The organism is Shewanella aquimarina, from assembly GCF_023349185.1.
Lineage (GTDB): Bacteria > Pseudomonadota > Gammaproteobacteria > Enterobacterales > Shewanellaceae > Shewanella > Shewanella aquimarina.
This window is the reverse complement of record NZ_JAKIKY010000004.1, coordinates 28,031-46,242: the sequence shown is the minus strand read 5'-3', so window position 1 is coordinate 46,242 and position 18,212 is coordinate 28,031. Positions and strand designations below refer to the sequence as shown.

17 protein-coding genes are annotated in these 18,212 nt (G+C 54.2%); 9 read left to right on the top strand and 8 right to left on the bottom strand.

From position 1 onward, the window contains the following. Positions 1–92 precede the first annotated feature (92 nt). Positions 93–1,100, top strand: a complete 1,008-nt coding sequence (locus L2731_RS06400; protein WP_239849609.1) for a diguanylate cyclase domain-containing protein — start codon at positions 93–95, stop codon at positions 1,098–1,100. Positions 1,101–1,160: 60 nt separating this feature from the next. On the opposite strand, the gene L2731_RS06395 is transcribed toward L2731_RS06400, so the two are convergent. The 3 genes from L2731_RS06395 to L2731_RS06385 are packed head-to-tail and all read right to left on the bottom strand — an operon-like array spanning position 1,161 to position 3,294. Continuing rightward, positions 1,161–1,886 carry an amino acid ABC transporter ATP-binding protein gene (locus tag L2731_RS06395; protein WP_249252320.1) on the bottom strand — a complete coding sequence of 242 codons (726 nt, stop codon included), beginning with the start codon at positions 1,884–1,886 and terminating at the stop codon, positions 1,161–1,163. Beyond that, positions 1,879–2,559, bottom strand: a complete 681-nt coding sequence (locus tag L2731_RS06390) for an amino acid ABC transporter permease (RefSeq protein ID WP_249252319.1) — start codon at positions 2,557–2,559, stop codon at positions 1,879–1,881. Before L2731_RS06390 ends, L2731_RS06395 begins: the two co-directional genes overlap by 8 nt. 6 nt (positions 2,560–2,565) lie before the next feature. Then, positions 2,566–3,294, bottom strand: a complete 729-nt coding sequence (locus L2731_RS06385) for a basic amino acid ABC transporter substrate-binding protein (protein WP_249252318.1) — start codon at positions 3,292–3,294, stop codon at positions 2,566–2,568. Positions 3,295–3,812: 518 nt separating this feature from the next. On the opposite strand from L2731_RS06385, the gene L2731_RS06380 reads away from it, so the two are divergent. The 3 genes from L2731_RS06380 (at position 3,813) to L2731_RS06370 (ending at position 6,301) form a co-directional block, all read left to right on the top strand. Continuing rightward, a complete protein-coding gene (locus L2731_RS06380; RefSeq protein ID WP_239849605.1) occupies positions 3,813–4,058 on the top strand; it encodes a hypothetical protein in 246 nt (81 codons plus the stop codon). Positions 4,059–4,480: 422 nt separating this feature from the next. Beyond that, positions 4,481–5,194 (top strand): oxidative stress defense protein, encoded by a 714-nt coding sequence (locus tag L2731_RS06375; RefSeq protein WP_239849604.1) that lies wholly within the window; start codon positions 4,481–4,483, stop codon positions 5,192–5,194. 108 nt (positions 5,195–5,302) lie between these two features. Beyond that, positions 5,303–6,301 carry a WD40 repeat domain-containing protein gene (locus tag L2731_RS06370; RefSeq protein ID WP_249252317.1) on the top strand — a complete coding sequence of 333 codons (999 nt, stop codon included), beginning with the start codon at positions 5,303–5,305 and terminating at the stop codon, positions 6,299–6,301. A gap of 80 nt (positions 6,302–6,381) precedes the next feature. Here L2731_RS06370 and L2731_RS06365 read toward each other — a convergent pair whose 3' ends face one another. The 4 genes from L2731_RS06365 to L2731_RS06350 all read right to left on the bottom strand — a co-directional run bounded on the left by L2731_RS06365 (position 6,382) and on the right by L2731_RS06350 (position 11,454). Continuing rightward, a complete protein-coding gene (locus tag L2731_RS06365) occupies positions 6,382–7,572 on the bottom strand; it encodes a potassium/proton antiporter (RefSeq protein ID WP_249252316.1) in 1,191 nt (396 codons plus the stop codon). A gap of 149 nt (positions 7,573–7,721) precedes the next feature. Beyond that, positions 7,722–8,486, bottom strand: a complete 765-nt coding sequence (lgt, locus tag L2731_RS06360) for a prolipoprotein diacylglyceryl transferase (RefSeq protein ID WP_415837037.1) — start codon at positions 8,484–8,486, stop codon at positions 7,722–7,724. Between the two features lie 196 nt (positions 8,487–8,682). Then, positions 8,683–9,963, bottom strand: coding sequence for a 4-aminobutyrate--2-oxoglutarate transaminase (gabT, locus tag L2731_RS06355; protein WP_249252313.1), 1,281 nt, complete (start codon positions 9,961–9,963; stop codon positions 8,683–8,685). A gap of 33 nt (positions 9,964–9,996) precedes the next feature. Next, positions 9,997–11,454: an NAD-dependent succinate-semialdehyde dehydrogenase gene (locus L2731_RS06350; RefSeq protein WP_249252312.1), complete on the bottom strand. Its 1,458-nt coding sequence runs from the start codon at positions 11,452–11,454 to the stop codon at positions 9,997–9,999. A 146-nt stretch (positions 11,455–11,600) separates the two neighbouring features. On the opposite strand from L2731_RS06350, the gene L2731_RS06345 reads away from it, so the two are divergent. Beyond that, on the top strand, positions 11,601–12,548 hold the full coding sequence (locus tag L2731_RS06345; protein WP_249252311.1) for a LysR family transcriptional regulator: 948 nt from the start codon (positions 11,601–11,603) through the stop codon (positions 12,546–12,548). A 5-nt stretch (positions 12,549–12,553) separates the two neighbouring features. On the opposite strand, the gene L2731_RS06340 is transcribed toward L2731_RS06345, so the two are convergent. Next, complete coding sequence (locus L2731_RS06340) at positions 12,554–13,078, bottom strand: DUF3087 family protein (protein WP_249252310.1); 525 nt, start codon at positions 13,076–13,078, stop codon at positions 12,554–12,556. Positions 13,079–13,443: 365 nt separating this feature from the next. Between L2731_RS06340 and L2731_RS06335 the strand changes: the two genes are divergently transcribed. The 4 genes from L2731_RS06335 (at position 13,444) to L2731_RS06320 (ending at position 17,873) form a co-directional block, all read left to right on the top strand. Then, a complete protein-coding gene (locus tag L2731_RS06335; protein ID WP_239849596.1) occupies positions 13,444–14,775 on the top strand; it encodes a Na+/H+ antiporter NhaC family protein in 1,332 nt (443 codons plus the stop codon). Between the two features lie 232 nt (positions 14,776–15,007). Next, on the top strand, positions 15,008–15,709 hold the full coding sequence (locus L2731_RS06330; RefSeq protein ID WP_239849595.1) for a DUF998 domain-containing protein: 702 nt from the start codon (positions 15,008–15,010) through the stop codon (positions 15,707–15,709). A gap of 8 nt (positions 15,710–15,717) precedes the next feature. Further along, entirely contained in the window at positions 15,718–16,425 is a 708-nt protein-coding gene (locus tag L2731_RS06325; RefSeq protein ID WP_249252309.1) for a 23S rRNA pseudouridine(2604) synthase RluF, read from the top strand. Positions 16,426–17,111: 686 nt separating this feature from the next. Then, positions 17,112–17,873 carry a BRO family protein gene (locus L2731_RS06320; protein ID WP_249252308.1) on the top strand — a complete coding sequence of 254 codons (762 nt, stop codon included), beginning with the start codon at positions 17,112–17,114 and terminating at the stop codon, positions 17,871–17,873. Positions 17,874–18,212: the final 339 nt, after the last annotated feature.

Genomic DNA, 18,212 nt, shown 5'->3' with positions numbered 1-18,212 from the left:
CGTAGCGAAATGTATCATCTCGTTTAAACGGTTGTTTCGCTACCCAATAATGGTTAACTTATGCTTGATAAACATATAGGAGATCCCCACTGATGGAGCCGGATGAGCAAGCATCCAATCAGTCAGCACTTACCGACCTCATTGCCGAGCTTAAAGCCGAAAATGCGGCGCTCAAACGCGAAAACGCCAAGCTGAAGCTACTCAATGATCGCGCCGAAGAAAAACTCTTCGCGGCGCTGGACGGCAACCGTCTCTGCCTGTGGGAGCAGCATATTCCCAGCGGCAACCTGACCATCTTTAACATGCGCTGGGGCGAGCTGCTGGGCTTTAGCCGTGAAGAGCTGGCGGCCCATGTGGACAGCTGGAAACGGAATCTGCATCCCGAGGACAGAGATTGGGTGATCAAGGCCTTCGAGGATCATGTGGAGGGTAAGTCCGACTACTATCAGGCGGTGCACCGGATGATCCACAAGAATGGCTCGGTTACCTGGGTGTCCGATCGCGGCCGTATCGTCGAGCGCATGGGTGACGGCACGCCACTTAGGATGATGGGCACGCATATGGATATCACCCAGGAGAAGCGTTACGAGCAGGAGCTATCTGAGCTGGCACACTGCGACCCCCTCACCAACCTTAGCAACCGCAAGGCGATCACCCAGGCCTTTGAGGAGCAATATCGACACGATGCCGGGAGCGTCTTCTTCATCGATCTCGATGGCTTTAAGGAGCTCAACGATAAGCTGGGCCACAAGTTTGGCGATCACCTGCTAATCCATGTGGCCGACACCCTCAGAGGCGTGATTGGCACGCAGGCCGACATCGCCCGTCTCGGCGGCGATGAGTTTTTGATCCTGCACCCAAGCCAGGACCAGACACTGCTGCAGGCGCGGGCTCAGTCTCTACTGGATGTCTATCGTCAGCCAATCATCTTAGAAGGAACAGAGGTTAAACTCGGCCTCAGTATCGGCATCTACTGCTTCACCCCGAGCGATGACTTTGCCAGCGCCTGCGAGTTCGCCGATGCCGCCATGTATCGGGTCAAGGCCCAGGGCAAACACGACTACCAGTTCTGGCAGCCCGAGCAGGCGGCCGAGGGCTAGTCGCTATACTCACCTGAAGATTGAACTCACCCGAAGATTTAACTTATCTGAATATTTAACTTACCTAAGCACCTTGCTCAAGAACGCCTGGGTGCGCGGCTCTTGGGGCTGACCGAACAGCTGCTCGGGTACATTGCTCTCCACCACATAGCCACCATCCATGAAGATCACCCTGTCGGAGACATCCTTGGCAAAACCCATCTCGTGGGTGACGATCACCATGGTCATCCCCGCCTGGGCCAGCTGCTTCATCACATCCAGCACGTCGCCCACCATCTCAGGATCCAGCGCCGAAGTCGGCTCGTCGAACAGCATCAGCTCGGGCTTCATCGCCAGGGCGCGGGCGATGGCCACCCGCTGTTTCTGACCGCCTGACAGGCTGGCGGGATAGGCGCTCGCCTTATCGCTCAGCCCCACCTGCTCGAGTAGCCTCATCGCCTCACTGTCGGCCTCGGCCTGACTCATCAGCCCCAGCTTTACCGGCGCCAGGGTGATGTTTTGCTGCACCGTCTTATGGGGAAACAGGTTAAAGTTTTGAAACACCATGCCCACCTTCTGCCGCAGCTTGTCGATACAGGCACCCGGCGCGGTGATCGACTGACCGTCGATCACTATCTCCCCCTGGGTGGGCTGTTCCAACAGGTTGATACAGCGCAGAAAGGTGCTCTTGCCGCTGCCGCTGGGACCTATGACGCTGACCACCTCGCCTCTTGCGATCGACTCGTCGATCCCCTTGAGCACCTGGTTGTCGCCGAAATATTTATGCAGATTACTGATCTTAATCACTTTGCTTAAGCCTCTTCTCAAACTTCGACAACATAAAGGTAAAACTGTAGGTCAACGCCAGGTAGATGAGTGCACAGGTAAACAGGGGCACACTGTCTTCGAAGGTGCGGCTACGGATGATCTCGCCCGAGCGCATCAGATCCACGCCGCCGATGAAGCCGATCACCGCCGTCTCTTTCAGTAGCACGATAAACTCGTTGCCTAGGGCGGGTAGAATGTTCTTAATTGCCTGGGGCAGAATCACCTCCTTCATGGTGACCGCCTGAGACAGCCCCAAGGAGCGGGCCGCCTCCGTCTGTCCCTTATCCACCGCCTGTATGCCGGCGCGGATGATCTCCGAGATATAGGCGCCGCTGTTGAGGCCGAAGGCGATGATGGCGGCGCTCACCTTGTCTACATCCCAGGTGGCCAGCACGATAAAGTAGAGGATCACCAACTGCACCACCACGGGCGTGCCGCGGATAATCCCCACGTAAAAGTTGGCGGGCCAGCGCAGATACCAGCGACTGGACATCTTCATCAGAGTGGTGGCCACACCCAGTATGGCCCCCAAGATCATGGCAAACAGGGTGACGATCAGGGTCACCTTTAAGCCATTGAGGATCAGGTAGATACCTATGAGGCCATCTTCGCCTATGGGGGTAAATAGTGAGGTATTAATTGCGTCTAACATGGCGGCCTACTTCATATGCTTGGCAAGCAGGGCGTCGTATTGACCGTTTTGCTTCATGGTTGCCAGCGTCTGGTTGATGCTGGCCAGCAGCTCGGGCTGACTCTTGGCCACGGCGAAACCGTAAAACTCGGGGGGAAAGTCCAGGGTAATAAGCTTTAGATCAGGGTTCTTGGCCAGGTAGTTGGCGGCCGGTTCGCTATCGAACAGTACCAGATCCACCCTAGCGTTCTTCAGCTCCATGATCGCCTCGAAGCCGGTATTGAAGGCGGTCACCGACTGAGTATATTTCTTGGCCATCATGTCGGCGGTGGAGCCCAGCTGCACCGCGAAGTGTTTACCGCTGAGATCCGCGAGGTTGTGAATGCTGTCGTCCTGCTTGTTGACCAAGACCACCTGAGTCGCCTCATAGTAAGGCTCAGAGAAATTCACGCTGGCCTGACGCTCAGGGGTGATGGTCATGCCAGAGGCGATCATATCTATCTTGCCCGCGTTCAGGGCCACGATCAGCGAGTCGAACTTCATGTTCTCCACCTTGAGAGTCTTGCCTGCATCCTCGGCTATTTGACGCGCCAGATCGATATCGAACCCCATCACCTGATCACCACTGACGCCGCCCACATATTCGAAGGGCGGGAAGGCCGCATTGGTGCCGACCACCAGATAATCTTGCTCTTTGCCACAGCCACTCAGCACTAACAGGGCTGAAAAACAGGCTAACATGATAGATTTGTTCATTATTTACTCGCTTGCTCAGAATATTCACCGAATTGGCAACGACTATAGGCAGCCCACCTCACACAGTCAATACTTATGCGATAAAAATGACTATTTAGTCATTTTATTTGCTTTTTATTAACATACGCCCGGCTATTAATCAGTGTAGTCCGCCCAGCAAGGGACGACCTTGTGGCCAACGGCCGACTTGCACCAATGCAAGTCACGAGAGCACCAAGTTGGTGAGCGCTGTGCGCCTGGTCACACTCGACCGCCCCAAGCGAAAATAGAATATATAGTTAAAAATCAATAAATTAACTTATCATTATAAAGTTGGCACAGAACTTACATACTACTTTGTAGGTAGTTGCTAAGGCGGGCTTACCAGAAACAGATTTAAGCCCATAAGGAGTAGAAGATGAAACCTTGGTTATTGGCGGTCAGCCGCTTCGAAGATTGGCAGTTTATCCTTCACCTCGGCATCAGCCAGTGGGACGTCGAATAGGCAAACACGCAGATTCATCCATAAGGAGTCACAGATGAGTACAATATCTAAGAGTATCTCGCCTAAGATGGCAGAGCGGATCGTCACCGAAGTCAAAAGCAATAACTGCCTGTTATCAGAGGTCGCCAAACAGTTTGGCGTCTCAACCAAGACGGTCTACCAACTGGTCAGGCAGAGCGAGCAGCAAGGTGGACGCGTGGGTGTGCTAAGGGCGGAAATAGACCGCCTCACCCTACAACTCAATCAGCTCATGCGTGAGCTCAAACTCATCCAAGGATGAGACGGCGACAGAACAAAATAACAATAATATAAGAAAACAACGGAATAAGTGGTCTGCAGGAAGCATGGGATTTCAGGTTAGAGGGCAGCAAACATAATAGCCTAAGTCGAGGGCCAGAGACCGACGACGGGCCTGAATCCCAAAGCCATTTAAAAGAGGTGTTTTACAGGTGGCACCTCTAGGGAAGATGCAAACGAGTCCCACAAGGACTTATTCGCAGCTTCCCCAGCGCTCCCCCAAAGGCGCTTTCGCCTGGTGATAGGCAGGACGCTCTATCACCAGGTTTTTTCTTTTAGGCAAAGCACCAAATCGCCCCAAGAAAAACTTTTCAATTTATTTAACCCCTTTTCAGATCCGCTCCGTCTATATGCTCAAACAACTGATTCATATCCGCTAACTTTATAGAGCGTTTGGAGTATTCGATGAAAAAGACCCTGATTGCCACCCTATTTGGTTCATTGGTTTTCACCGGCAGCCTGCTTGCTTTACCTAACGCGGCCGCCGCAGAGCTAAACTTCCCCCATATCGAAACCGTCGGCACCAGCGAGCTGGTCGTCAAGGCCGACATGGCCGAGCTAACCGTCGAGGTGGTGACTAAGGCCGACAACCCGGCCAAGGCCAAGGCGGGATCAGACAAGGCGGTCAGCGACTTCCTGGCCAGATTAGCCAAGGCGGGAATCGCTCGAGAGGATGTACAGAGCGCCAACCTGAATCTACGTCCCGACTATCTGTACGACCCTGAGACACGCACCAACAAGGAGATCGGCTACCTCGCCAGTCGCCAGGTTGTGGTCACCCTAAGGGCCCTGGACAAGCTTAACGACCTGCTCGACAGCGCGCTGCAGCAAGGGATCAACCGCATCCATCAGATCAACTTCAAATCCAGCAAGGAGGCGGAGATGATTGAACAGGCCAGGCTGATGGCGATCAAGGACGCCAAGCAGAAGGCCGCGGCACTGGCGGAAGGCTTCGGCGAGCGCCTGGATGGCGTATGGGAGATCCGCTATCAGGCCCAGGGAGCGGTGCGCCCCATGGTGTATAAGATGAGCGCCGCCCGTGGTGATGTGGCCGAGAGTTACCAGGAGGCGCAGACTAGCATCAGCGATCGCGTCGAGGTGATCTACCGCCTCAAGTAATGCTCCGGCAAGACCGGATCCGCTCAGGCCCGCTGGCTGACACCGGCGGGCTTTTACATGTGTTATGCTCAGCTAACTCCCAGTAACTGAGCCTTATCCGCTATCCCCATGTCTACACTCAAACGCCAGTGCCACCTCTTAAGCCTAGCCCTGTTACTCGTCGCCCTCTCAGGCTGCTCAGATAAGCAGACAAGCCAGCCACCGCAGAGCCTCAAACGTCTGGTGGAAAATAGCTTGGTGGCTGGGCTACTGGCAGAGGATGCCAGCCTGGCCATCACATTGAGCCGCAGTCGGGATCTCAGCGTCTGGACGCTGCCCGAGGGCAAGCAGCGTTTTCACTGGCCGGCGACTGCCTTCGAGCATCCGGGTTATCAACTGGCTTTATCGGGCAACAAGCGTTATCTAGCCTATGCCGGCAAACGCCAGATAAGCCTCATCAATCTTAGCCAAGGCAATATCCAGCTGACCTGGCAGGTCAACGGCTTTAACGACTATGCCAGCATCTCGACCCTGGCACTCAATCAGACGGGAAGACGCATCGCCATCGGCATGAATGAAGGCAGCGTGATCCTGGTGGATCTCACGGCGCAGCATTTTTCTCTGTTCAAACAACACGACACCGAGGTGTCCTTCCTGAAATTTGGCACCACGGACGATCGCCTCCTGTCCGCAGGCCACGATGGCAAGGTGCTCTGGTGGGAAAGTGCCAGCGGAAAGATCATCAAGCAGTTCTCTCTGCCTCAGCGGATCACCAGCCTAGCCTTCGATGAGGCCGATAGGCGCATCTTCTTCGCCGACAACCTGGATAATCACCAACTGCTGGCATTCGATACGGGAGAGGCGCTGAGTCAGCTGAACTATTTCGAGCGCTACCGCTATTTTCGCCGCGCCCGCTTCATTCACAGGGGCGATGAGTTGATCACCGCCACCTCGAAGCAGACTATCTTTCGCTGGCAGGTCGCCACCGGCAAGGAGCTAGAACGCTGGCAGCTCACCCCCTTCTCCATGGGCACGACCGTCATGGATATGGTGAGCCAGGGTGGGCAGCTCATCACCCTCAGCTCAGACGGCGCCCTAGAGCAGTGGAAGTTGGGCGCAGGGAATTAAGCACTTTTCTCTGAGCACTGAGATTTGAACACTGTGAGTTGAGCTTAAAAAATAGAGCGCAAGGCTCTGAGCAATGCCCCTTAACTGTCGCTATTGAGCCCAAGCCGCTTGGCCAGTGGCTCTATGGCCGCCCCCTGTAACAGGATGGAGAAGAGCACGATGAAGAACACCAGATGCACCATCTCCACCGCCCCCTCGACACCGGCCGCCGCCGGGATCAGCGAGAAGACGATGGGGGTCGCCCCCTTGAGACCTATGGAGGAGATAAACAGCCGCTTCTTCCAGCTCGCCTGACGAAAAGGCAGGTAACAGATCTGCACCGCCAAGGGGCGGGCCACCAGCATCAGTAGCGCCGCCGGAATAAGCGACAGGAAGAACACACTAAACAGGGTCTGGGGGAAGATCTGCAGCCCGAGTATGATGAACATCAGCGACTGCGCCAGCCAGGAGAGGCTGTTAAAGAAATGCCGCGTCACCTCCACGCCCCGGCGTATGCCGTTGCCCATCACCACGCCACACACGTAGGAGGCGATCAGGATATTGCCGTCGGCCAGCTCGCTGCCATAGGCCGCCAGCACGAAACTGGCGAGCACAAACACTGGGATCAGGCCATATTCCTCGAGATGTATGCTGTTCAGTGCCCACACCGCCAACTTGGCCACCACGAAGGCAACGCCTATCCCTAAGGCGATCTGCAAGCCTAGCATCTGGCCTATCGCCCAAGGCGATACCGGCGCATCCGGCGCCAGAGCGATACCTGTGAGTATCATCACCATCACCAGGGCGACCGGGTCGTTGGTGGCCGACTCGAACTCCAGCACGGTATCCGTGCGCTCCTTGAGCTTGAGCTTCTTCGACTCCAGAATCGAGAACACGGCCGCCGCATCGGTCGAGGAGACCACGGCGGCAAACAGCAGGCAGATCACCAGGCTCCAGTCCGTCAGCGGATAGAGGAGCGCCCCCAAAATAAGCGTGGTCAACAGCACCCCAAAGGTTGCCAGCACCCCGCCCTCCTTGTAGGCCAGCTTGATGCTCTCCGTCTTGGTATTGATGCCGCCGACGAAGACGATCATGTTAAGGGCGACCGCCCCGACCGTGGAGGTCAGGGTGAGGTTATCGTAGACAAAATTAAACTCGCCATTGCCCAGGCTCAGGCCCACGCCCATGAAGATCAACAGACTGGGCAAACCCAGGGTCTTTGAGGGGTGATGCAACAGGATCCCCACGGCGATTAGCGCGGCGATCCCTAACAAGATAACCTGGTAGGACATAGGTCTCCTTCTGGCAGATGAATAGGCTGGGACAATCAGATTTGCCCCCCTATTTTAGCAGAGGAACTATTAATTGGAGATGAGTTAAATGATTGATTAACTGTTTTTAATTGAAAAAAAAGCCCGAACTGAGTCGGGCTTGTTTATCGCTATTTGGTCTTGGATGCCAAATAGGGCTTCACCAGCAGGAAGACCCCCACCAGCAGGAAAGGAATACTCAGCATCTGACCGGCGCTCATGGTCCAATCTTGGGCGTAGGCCGCCTGCTTCACCTTGACGAACTCTATGGCAAAACGGGCACTGAACACCCACACCAGGAAGAGGCCAAACAGGGCGCCCTGCTTCTGCTTCATCTCTGTGGTCTTGTAGATAGCCCAAAGGGCGATGAAGATGCTCAGGTAGGCCAACGCCTCATACAGCTGGGCCGGATGGCGCGGCAACATGTCCACCCGCTCGAACACTATTGCCCAGGGCTTGTCGCTCGGCACGCCAAGGATCTCAGAATTGACGAAGTTGGCCATGCGCACGAAGAAGCCGAAGATGGCCGTGGCGATCGCCAGTCGATCCAGCAGGAAGAGGAACGGCAGCTTCATCTTGCGATGGTAATAATAAAGCGCCAGGATCGCCCCCAGGCCGCCGCCATGGCTGGCCAGGCCGCCTTCCCAGATCGCCAGAATCTTAGCCGGGTGCGCGAAGTAATAACTGGGCTCGTAAAACAACACATGGGCCAGACGCGCCCCCACCACTATGCCGATAACGCAGTAGATCAAGAGGTTATCCAGTGACTCAACATCCAGGCCTTCGCGCACATAGATGCGTTTCATCACCTGAAAGCCCGCGAAGATCGCGCTAGCAAACAGCACGCCGTACCAATGTATTGTCAGCCCCATGAAGGAGACCAACACAGGGTCCATATTCCAAATAAAGTGATCCAAAAACCTAAACTCCCTCGCCTGAGGCCGACTGGCCTGGTGAATAACGCTGCTGACAGGCAGTTTTACGCGCTTCGACTTGGTTATTCAAGGTCTTGTGGCGATTTTCAACATACAGATACAAAAAAGCCCGGGAGAGGGTCCCAGGCTTTGGCTATTTATTTAAAATAAGGGCGACTTAGTTCACCAGGCTCTCGAACAGCGTCTTAAACTTGGCCAGCCCCTCGGCCATGATCTCATCGCTGATGGTCAATGCCGGCAGGAAGCGGATCACGTTGCCATAGAAGCCACAGGCCAGCAGCACCAAGCCATGGGCCGCGGCGTTGGCGATAATCGCCTGGGTCAATGCAGTGTTGGGCTGCTCACTGTCACCGTCGATCACCAACTCCATGGCGATCATGGCGCCTTGATTGCGCACCTCGCCAATCAGCTGTGGATATTGCTCCTTGAGGGCAGAGAGCGCCTGATTGAAGCTGTCGCCTATCTTAACGGCACGCTCCACCAGCTGCTCCTCTTGCATCACCTCGAGCACCGCCAGCGCCGCCACACAGCCCACGGGTGAGCCGCCATAGGTGCCGCCAAGCCCGCCCGGCAGCGGCGCGTCCATTATCTCGCTCTTACCCACCACGGCCGCGAGTGGGAAGCCACCGGCGATCCCCTTGGCCATGGTCATCAGATCCGGCTCGACGCCCGCGTGCTCGCAGCTAAACATCTTGCCGGTACGGCCAAAACCTGTCTGGATCTCATCCATCACCAGCACGATACCATGCTGATCGCACAGCGCCCTGAGCGCCTGTAAGAACTCAGGTGGCGCGGCGTAGAAACCGCCCTCTCCCTGCACGGGCTCGACCACGATCGCCGCCACATCACAGGGGGCGATATCCACCTTAAACAGATGCTCGATCGCCTTGAGGGAGTCTTTCACGCTCACGCCATGGAAGGCCACCGGATAGGGCGCGTGGAAGATATCCCCGGCGAAGGGGCCAAACTGATGCTTGTAGGGGGTGATCTTACCCGTCAGCGCCATGGTCAGGTTGGTGCGACCATGGAAGCCACCGTTGAAGGCGATCACGCCGCGACGCCCCGTGTGGGCCCTGGCGATCTTGACGCAGTTTTCCACCGCCTCGGCGCCCGTGGTCACGAAGATCGCCTTCTTGTCGCTGTCGCCTGGAGCGATGCGATTTAGCTGCTCCGCCAGGGCTACCGCCGACTCATAAGGGTTGACCATCACACAGGTGTGGCTGAAGTTATCCAGCTGCGCCTTGACCGCCGCCACCACCTTGGGATGGCTATGGCCTGTGTTACACACGGCGATCCCTGTGCCGAAGTCGATGTAGCGCTTGCCCTCGACATCCCAAAGCTCGGCGTTTAACGCCCGCTCCACATAGACGGGATAGGCGTTCCCCTGTCCCCTGGCGATTGCCTGTACCTTACGCGCCTGTAATTCTGCGTTGCTCATCGTCTCTATCCTTCCGTTTACTTATCCAAGCCACTACTTATCCAGGCCACCGAGGCACAGGTATTTAATTTCCAGATAATCGTCCAGGCCATACTTGGAGCCTTCACGGCCGTTGCCCGACTGCTTCACCCCGCCAAAAGGCGCGGCGGCGTTGGAGATGATCCCCTCGTTGACGCCCACCATGCCGTACTCCAGCCCCTCGGCGACGCGGAAGATGCGGCCGATATCCCGAGCGTAGAAATAGGCGGCCAGGCCATATTCGGTATCGTTGGCCATGGCCAGCGCCTCATCCTCGCTATCGAAGCTGATGATAGGGGTCACGGGACCAAAGATCTCGTTGCGAGCCAGCGGCATCTCGTTGGTCACATCTGTGACGATCACGGGTGCCAGGAAGCTCTCGCCCAGCTCGCTCGGCTGGCCACCGGTCACTAGCTTGGCACCGCTTGCCACTGTGTCATCCACCAGCTTGAGCACGTTTTGCACCGCGTCTTTAGAGATCATGGGGCCGACGGTCACGCCATCGCCCAGGCCATCGCCTAGCTTGAGATTGGCCACGGCGGCGGTAAATTTTTCGGTAAAGGCCGCGGCAATTCCCTTCTGCACAAAGATACGGTTGGTGCAGACACAGGTTTGCCCGGCGTTGCGATACTTGGAGATCAGGGCACCTTGCACCGCGGCGTCGATATCGGCATCGTCGAACACGATGAAGGGTGCATTGCCCCCCAGCTCCATCGAGACCTTCTTCACGCTGGTGGCGCACTGGGCCAGCAGGATCTTACCCACGGCGGTAGAGCCGGTGAAAGTGAACTTGGCCACGTCTGGATGCTGGGTCAGCACCTTGCCCATGCCCACGGCATCTTCGCCCACCACTATGTTGAACACCCCGGCAGGGATACCGGCGCGCTCGGCCAGCTCGGCCATCGCCAGGGCCGACAGCGGCGTCAGCGGTGAGGGACGTGCCACGAAGGTACAACCGGCCGCCAATGCAGCCGCCGCCTTACGGGCGATCATGGCGTTAGGGAAGTTCCATGGGGTGATAGAGGCCACCACGCCCACAGGCTGCTTGAGCACCAGAATACGCTTGTCGTTGGCGGGCGCCGGAATGGTATCGCCGTAGACACGCTTGCCCTCCTCGGCGAACCAGTCGATAAAAGCGGCGCCGTAGGCGATCTCCCCCTTGGCCTCGGCCAGCGGCTTGCCCTGCTCCAGGGTCAGCAAGCGGCCCAGATCTTCCTGGTGCTCCATCATCAGGTTGAACCACTTACGCATCAGGGCGGCGCGCTCGTTAGCCGAACGCTTAGACCACTCAGGCAGTGCCCGCTTGGCGGCCAGTATGGCGGCCTGGGTATCGTCGAGACTGGCGTCAACCACCTGGGCGATCACCTCCTGACTAGCCGGGTTCACCACGTCGAAGCGCAGGTCGCCCGCCGCCCATCTGCCGTCGATATAGGAGGATAGTTTGATTAACTGAGTGTCTTTAATTCCCTGCATAACAGTTCCCTGCATAAATAGTTCGAATCTAAAGGGCTGCACCATAGTGTGAATCGAGAAGGCGCGCTAATTTCTCTATTGAATAGCAAAACTAACTCGGGTTAAATACCAAATATTCAACATAAAGTTTGAAACATATAAAACTAATGAGCAAACAGTCCATCATCCCCAAGGCGATCACCGAATACGATCTGCGTCTGCTGCGTATCTTTCGCACCGTGGTGGAGAACGGAGGCTTCGCCGCCGCAGAGACTGAACTCGGGGTCACCCGCTCCACCATCAGCGTACATATGTCAAACCTAGAGAGCCGTATGAAGCTCAAGCTCTGCAGCCGGGGACGAGGCGGATTTGCCCTCACGGAGGCGGGCCAGGCCGTGTATCACGCCTGTATCGAGCTCTTCGATTCCCTCAACGACTTCTCGATGTTTGTGAACAACTTAGGCGAGGAGTTGATCGGCGAGCTGGTGATCCTCTGCGCCGATCAGCTGGACTACGGCATGCAGCAGAAGCTGGCCAAGGTGATCGCCTACATACACCAGCGTCAGCCCCAGCTACACCTGATTCTTGATGGCGAGGCGCTGCACCAGATTGAGAAGTCGTTGCTACAGGACAAGGCCCACGTCGGCCTGCTGCCCAGCTATCAACAGATCCAGGGCCTCAACTATCAGACCATCTTCAGCGAGCCCATCTACCTGTGTTGCAGCGCCAAGCATCCCTATTTTCATCTGAGCGACGAAGAGATCAGTGCCGAGATGCTGGCCAAGACCCCCTCAATCCACCCAGGTGTCGATATCGACCCCGAGGGTAGAGAGCAGCTCAAACGCCTCAACCTGTCGGCCAAGGCGTATCAGTTTGATACTCGTAAAACCTTAATTCTATCGGGTTGCTACATAGGTTACCTGCCCCTAAGCTACATACAGGAGGAGCTGAAACAGCAGGAGATCAAGATCATTCACGGGGATGAGGCCTGCTACCAGTTCAACCTCTCCATGGTGGTCAAGCAGTCGGCGCGTGAGAGCGCCAAGGTAGAGCTGCTGACCCAGGCCTTCAACGAGGTGTTTGGCCTGGATAAGCCCCGTGGCGAGCAGAGATAGAGGAGCTAAAACTTCTCCAGCAACGACTCATCAAAACCTTCAGGGCCGATATTAAGCCCAAGTGCAGCGATGCGCGCCTTGACTGCCTCCAGCTCCTTATCGACCTGGCTCAGGGTCAATGTGTTGTCGTCCAGCAGATAGACCAGCTTCTGGCTGCTGAAATAGAACACCTGTATGGTGAGGGCATCGATATCGTTACGCTCCGCTGCCTGTTTGATTTGCTTGAACTTGCGGTAGATACGGTTCTGCAGCGCCTTGAGGCGAGACACATAATAGATCTCACGAAAGTAGTCTTTGTGCCTCTGCTGGTAGAGCCCCCAGGCGCAGATGGCGAACCCCAGTAGCACGCCGAGAAAGTTCAGGTGCAGATTACCTGTCGACTCGCCGCTGACCACCGCCTGATTGCCAAACAAGGCGATCAACAGCTGACCAGATATCAGAGACAGCAGGGCCAAACTTGCAATAAACACCGCAATCACCCTATTTAAGTGCTGGCGATAACGCGCCTTATCCACCTCGACTAACATCATTTTTCGATTTCCAATCCGTTTTAGGCTAAGCCACATGAGGCGCAAGCCTAGCATGAGTAATAAGTTAAGTGACAGTTTTCACAAGATAAAAAATTTGATCTCTCGGCTTTAGCTAGGCAAGTTAAGCAGATGCTTAATTTTGAATGTTAACAAGCCTGTCAGAGGATTTAACAGCAACCAAACATTTAGAAGTAAAAACATCTAGACGTCTAAATTGACAGACGTCTTTCGATCTCATATCCTCTCACCTATTGAGATGTGCCATTTCGCCACAAGCGAGATGTTCCAGCTAGGAGGGCAAGGGAAGAGCATCCAGTTTTAATGACACGTCTCCATAGAGATGTTTAGTGAGAAGAGAGAGCGTTTTGACAACACCAACACAAACCACGGCCCCCAAGGCATCATTTATCGCCCTACTGCCATTATTCCTGTTTCTGGCCCTGTTTATCGGCGCCGGCGTCTACTTTCAGAGTCAGGGCGTCGACTTTGCCTTCTATCAACTGCCGAGCGTGATCGCCATCCTGCCCGCCATCATACTGGCGATAGTGATCTCGAAAGAGAAGCTAAATCAAAGCATAGAGACCTTCATCGGCGGTATCGGCCACTCCAACATCATCGCCATGTGTCTCATCTATCTGCTGGCCGGTGCCTTTGCCTCGGTCGCCAAGGCCACTGGCGGCGTGGATGCTACCGTGGCGCTGGGTCTGTCGTTAGTGCCCTCTAATCTCTTGCTACCCGGTTTCTTCGTGATCGCCGCCTTCATCGCCACCGCCATGGGCACCTCTATGGGCACCATAGCCGCGGTCGCTCCCATCGCACTGGGCGTCGCCGAAGAGGCGCAGATCGATCTGGCGCTGATGGCCGGGGCTGTGATTTCAGGCGCCCTGTTTGGTGACAACCTGTCGATCATCTCTGACACCACCATAGCCGCGACCCGCACCCAGGGATGCGAGATGAAAGACAAATTCAGAGAAAACCTGATCTTCGCCATTCCCGCCTCGCTGATCACCCTGGTGGTGTTCACCCTGGCAGGACAGGGTCAGGCCGAGGTGGCGCCTCAACAAATAGATTTTCTTAAGGTTATCCCCTACCTCACCATCTTAGTGCTGGCGGTCGCCGGGCTGAACGTGTTCGTCGTACTGACGGTAGGGATCTTGCTGGCCGGCATTACAGGCTTTGCCACCCTGGACTATGGCCTGATCCAGTTTGGTAAGGATATCTACACAGGTTTTAGCAACATGCAGGAGATCTTCATCCTCTCCATGCTGGTCGGCGGCCTGGCGGCCCTGATGCAGCAACAGGGTGGACTGGCATTTGTCAGCAAGCAGATAGAGAAGCTTATCGTTCGCTTCTCCAGCGCCAAAGGCGAGGCCTCGACCCGCGCCTCTGAGCTGGGCATGGCGGGCATAGTGGCCCTGACCAACACCTGTGTGGCCAACAATACCGTCTCTATCGTGGTGACCGGCGATATCGCCAAAGATCTGGCCGAGAAACATGAAGTCACGCCTAAGCGCGCCGCCAGTATCATGGATATCTTCTCCTGCATCATTCAGGGCTTAATCCCTTACGGTGCTCAGGCACTGCTTATCGCCTCCACCTTCAGCATCAGCCCGCTACAGGCGGTTGCCCACGCCTGGTACTGTATGATTCTCGCCATCGTGGCCATCGCCATAGTGGTACTACGCAAGCGCCACTAAACTCAAATTCGTGCGCCCTATCCCTGGGTGCACGGATCAATTTGTGACATTCCTCACTATAGCAGTTCCACTATATGGGGGTTTTCACTTAAACTAATAGCATAGGGATATAATTGCGACGCAGTGAAGTAGGTTAAGCATTTACTGAAATAAACCAGGCGTCGAGACGAAAGGAGTACCACAAGATGGGCTCCTTTTTTATATTCAAAAAATAACAAAAAATGGCATCGCTATGGCCCTACACCAACCCATAAACTATGACCTGCAACGCATGGTGGTCTTCACCATTCAAGCCGGTGCGCTCATCTCTGCACTGGGCATCTCTATCTCCCTGTTCGCCAAGTTTCAGGTGATGGGACTAGAGGCGTTAAACCATAGGCCCGATCTTCTGGGCAACTATGTCGACTCCCCCCTGGCCTATATCTTCAACATGGGGCTGATCCTGGCGGGTTCCTGCATACTGCTGGCCATGTATGGTCTGTTACAACTCAAGTTGGGACACTTTGGCAACTATATCGCCTTCGCGGGTTTTGTGGTGGGAATAACCATCATCCTTATCGGTATTTACCCCATCAACTACCTCAAAGAGCACAGGCTGTTTTCTACCATCTTCCTGATCGCCACCATAGTCCTCTACTTCCTAACCCTCTCGGCCAGGGTCAATCATAAGGGTCTCTGCTCGACGCCGCTGTTTATCGTCAGCGGCCTAGGCCTCATCGCCGCAAGCAGCCTGGCCCTCATGATCGACTGGGCGCTCCTCGATTTCGCTCCCTGCAATCACCAGGACGGTTCGATATGCGGCGTCGCCGTGGCCATGTGGGCCCAGACCAATCTGGTGATGATCTGGTGCGTCACCCTGGCACTCACCATCAAGAAATTAGCCAAACACAGCTATCAGGATAACCTGATCAGCCAAGTCTCGGCCCAAGGCTAGGCGCACCAATGCGCCTCGCCCAGTACATCGCCTTAACCGGCCTCTGCTCTCGGCGCGCCGCGTCGAGACTGATCCGCGACGGACGAGTCAGCCTGGGCGAGCGATTGGCCAATCACACGGATAGGGTCGAGCTTATCCAAACTCCTGCGGGCAAGCAGGCATCGCTTAGCGTCTGTGTCGATGGCGAACCTATGCCGCCCATTGCCGACAAGGCCTACTGGATACTCAACAAGGCGGTAGGCACAGACTGCCGCCTCCTGGCAGAGGATACAACCAGCCTGCTACACCTGCTGCCAGCGCAGCCACGTCTCTACCCCGTGGGTCGCCTGGATAAGGACTCGAGGGGGCTGCTGCTACTCACCAACGACGGCGAACTGACCCAGAAGCTGATGCACCCAAGCTTCGCCCACCACAAGCGCTACCATGTCAGGCTAGACAGGCCCTTCGATGATGATTTTGTGGTTCAGATGGCGGCAGGCGTCAGCTACAAGGATGTCACCACACTGCCCTGCCGGGTGACACGCCTGGGGCCAGACAGCTTCGAAATCATCCTCACCCAGGGACTCAACCGCCAGATCCGCCGCATGAGCCAGGCACTCGGCTATCACGTGATTGACCTTAAACGCGTCGCCATCGAATCCTTAACCCTGGGCGATCTTCCCGAGGGCGAGATGAGGGAGTTAACCGAGCAGGAGATTGCTATGCTTAGGCGGTGATCATCCTCAGGATCTCTTACCTGAGCTCACAAATACGTTTGTGAGTCGCCTATACAAATAGGCTGTGGATTGTGTGATTTTTTATTTAGCGTCGGGCGATATTGAAGTTTAATTGGTATTTTAAAGTTATACCTTCATGGCTGTCTATCACCTGCGGTGAGCTTATGTGCAAACACGTTTTTGGCACGCTGTGTATCTTTGGCCAGCATCGATACTTGAGAGGCTGTTGAAGGTCACCCCTTCATGGCAATCTATCGCCTGCCCGGCGGGGGTTGTGCAGATACGCCTGTGAGACGCCATGAATAAGTCCCTTTAGGCTCTGCCGAAACATCCCTGTTTCGGAAGCTCACCGGCGTATCTACACTCGGTATCTAACGTCTCTTCGATTTGGCCTCATTTGTTAACGATAAGTTAAAAAACACTTAGAGCATTACCACCAAAGTTCTAGTTATAGGTGATAGATAATATCGACAAGTGAGCAATATCAAAGTCCACTTCGCAAGCTTTGGTGCTCGTTTATAGAGTATGAGTCTGGTAGAGTAGTTATTAATCAATGGTTTCGCCATCACGATGGCTTAATTTATAGATTTGAAAAATGCACGAGCATACTTTACCAAACATATTCGCATTTTCTATCCACAAATTTTAGGCTCATTTGTAGGTAAACTCGACAAAGGTGATTGAATTTGAATAACGATCTAGTGAAAGTTTGTTATGAGGGTTCTGAAGGAATTTCCGACATCAGAACTATCAAAAAGGGCAATGTGCTCTTTATTTCTTTGGTTGACGTACAGTACACATTAAACAAAGAAAACAGAAACATGGACGAAAGACATGTATCTAAGTCAATGTTAGGAATTATGAATGGGCTAATTAATGATCTAGATGCAGATGAGTATCTTCTTATAAAAAATGATGCTTTTAAACATTTCCCAAATGGTGAAATGTTTGTAACTCAACCAGGCCTATTCAGAGTGCTTACTCATGACAAGAGTAATGCTGGCAAAAAGTTTCAACGCTGGCTTTTTCATGACGTAGTGCCTTCTCTAACCAAGTATGGTGTCTACCCACCACCATTGGTTTCACAAGATTCTGATCTAATGAGAATGGCAAAAACTCTTCTATTGGAAATTGAACAACGTGAAGAGTTGGAGCGCCAAACAAGAGAACAATTTGCGAAACACGAGAAAATGATTCGTTCTCTTGGAAACAAGCTTACTTCCATAGAGAACAATAGCTTGGATATAGACTTCATTACGGTTAAAGATTATTGCAATATGAATGAGGTATTCGAAATTGACCGTCAACTGATCCAAGGTTGGTGCATAAAAATCTGTGCAGAAAAGTCTGAACCAACAAGTAAAACCATTATTGATATGGAAGAAATGCCAATGTTTCCTGTCCATGTGGTTGTTGAAGCAATAACCAGCATTAGAAAATTAGCCTAATAAACTCATAACGTCACCGAACAAAAGAACGATAGAGAAACCAAAATTAAGCAACGATTAATTTCGGGCGCTTGTCCCAAGTTAAAAAATCACCACTTTTGTTTTGACTGACCTGATGATCCAATACGGCTAAATCGAAGAGATGGATAACTCGGTGTAAACATGCTTTTGGCCTTCGAAATCAGGGATGATTTCGCAGAGCATCCATGGATGGACTTGCTGCGAGCCAAAAGAATGTTTGCACATAAGGCCTGCCGCAGGCAATTGATAACAGTAACGGCTAACGCTAAAACAAGGGTAATGAATTTCAACTAAATACAAAGAGTAAACACCAAAAAA

What these genes read in the sequence shown, in the direction of transcription:
- L2731_RS06400 (WP_239849609.1), top strand. Translation starts at nt 93, where the DNA reads ATGGAGCCGGATGAGCAAGCATCCAATCAGTCAGCACTTACCGACCTC.
- L2731_RS06390 (WP_249252319.1), bottom strand. Translation starts at nt 2,559, where the DNA reads ATGTTAGACGCAATTAATACCTCACTATTTACCCCCATAGGCGAAGAT.
- L2731_RS06385 (WP_249252318.1), bottom strand. Translation starts at nt 3,294, where the DNA reads ATGAACAAATCTATCATGTTAGCCTGTTTTTCAGCCCTGTTAGTGCTG.
- L2731_RS06380 (WP_239849605.1), top strand. Translation starts at nt 3,813, where the DNA reads ATGAGTACAATATCTAAGAGTATCTCGCCTAAGATGGCAGAGCGGATC.
- L2731_RS06375 (WP_239849604.1), top strand. Translation starts at nt 4,481, where the DNA reads ATGAAAAAGACCCTGATTGCCACCCTATTTGGTTCATTGGTTTTCACC.
- L2731_RS06370 (WP_249252317.1), top strand. Translation starts at nt 5,303, where the DNA reads ATGTCTACACTCAAACGCCAGTGCCACCTCTTAAGCCTAGCCCTGTTA.
- L2731_RS06365 (WP_249252316.1), bottom strand. Translation starts at nt 7,572, where the DNA reads ATGTCCTACCAGGTTATCTTGTTAGGGATCGCCGCGCTAATCGCCGTG.
- lgt (WP_415837037.1), bottom strand. Translation starts at nt 8,486, where the DNA reads ATGGACCCTGTGTTGGTCTCCTTCATGGGGCTGACAATACATTGGTAC.
- gabT (WP_249252313.1), bottom strand. Translation starts at nt 9,963, where the DNA reads ATGAGCAACGCAGAATTACAGGCGCGTAAGGTACAGGCAATCGCCAGG.
- L2731_RS06350 (WP_249252312.1), bottom strand. Translation starts at nt 11,454, where the DNA reads ATGCAGGGAATTAAAGACACTCAGTTAATCAAACTATCCTCCTATATC.
- L2731_RS06345 (WP_249252311.1), top strand. Translation starts at nt 11,601, where the DNA reads ATGAGCAAACAGTCCATCATCCCCAAGGCGATCACCGAATACGATCTG.
- L2731_RS06340 (WP_249252310.1), bottom strand. Translation starts at nt 13,078, where the DNA reads ATGATGTTAGTCGAGGTGGATAAGGCGCGTTATCGCCAGCACTTAAAT.
- L2731_RS06330 (WP_239849595.1), top strand. Translation starts at nt 15,008, where the DNA reads ATGGCCCTACACCAACCCATAAACTATGACCTGCAACGCATGGTGGTC.
- L2731_RS06325 (WP_249252309.1), top strand. Translation starts at nt 15,718, where the DNA reads ATGCGCCTCGCCCAGTACATCGCCTTAACCGGCCTCTGCTCTCGGCGC.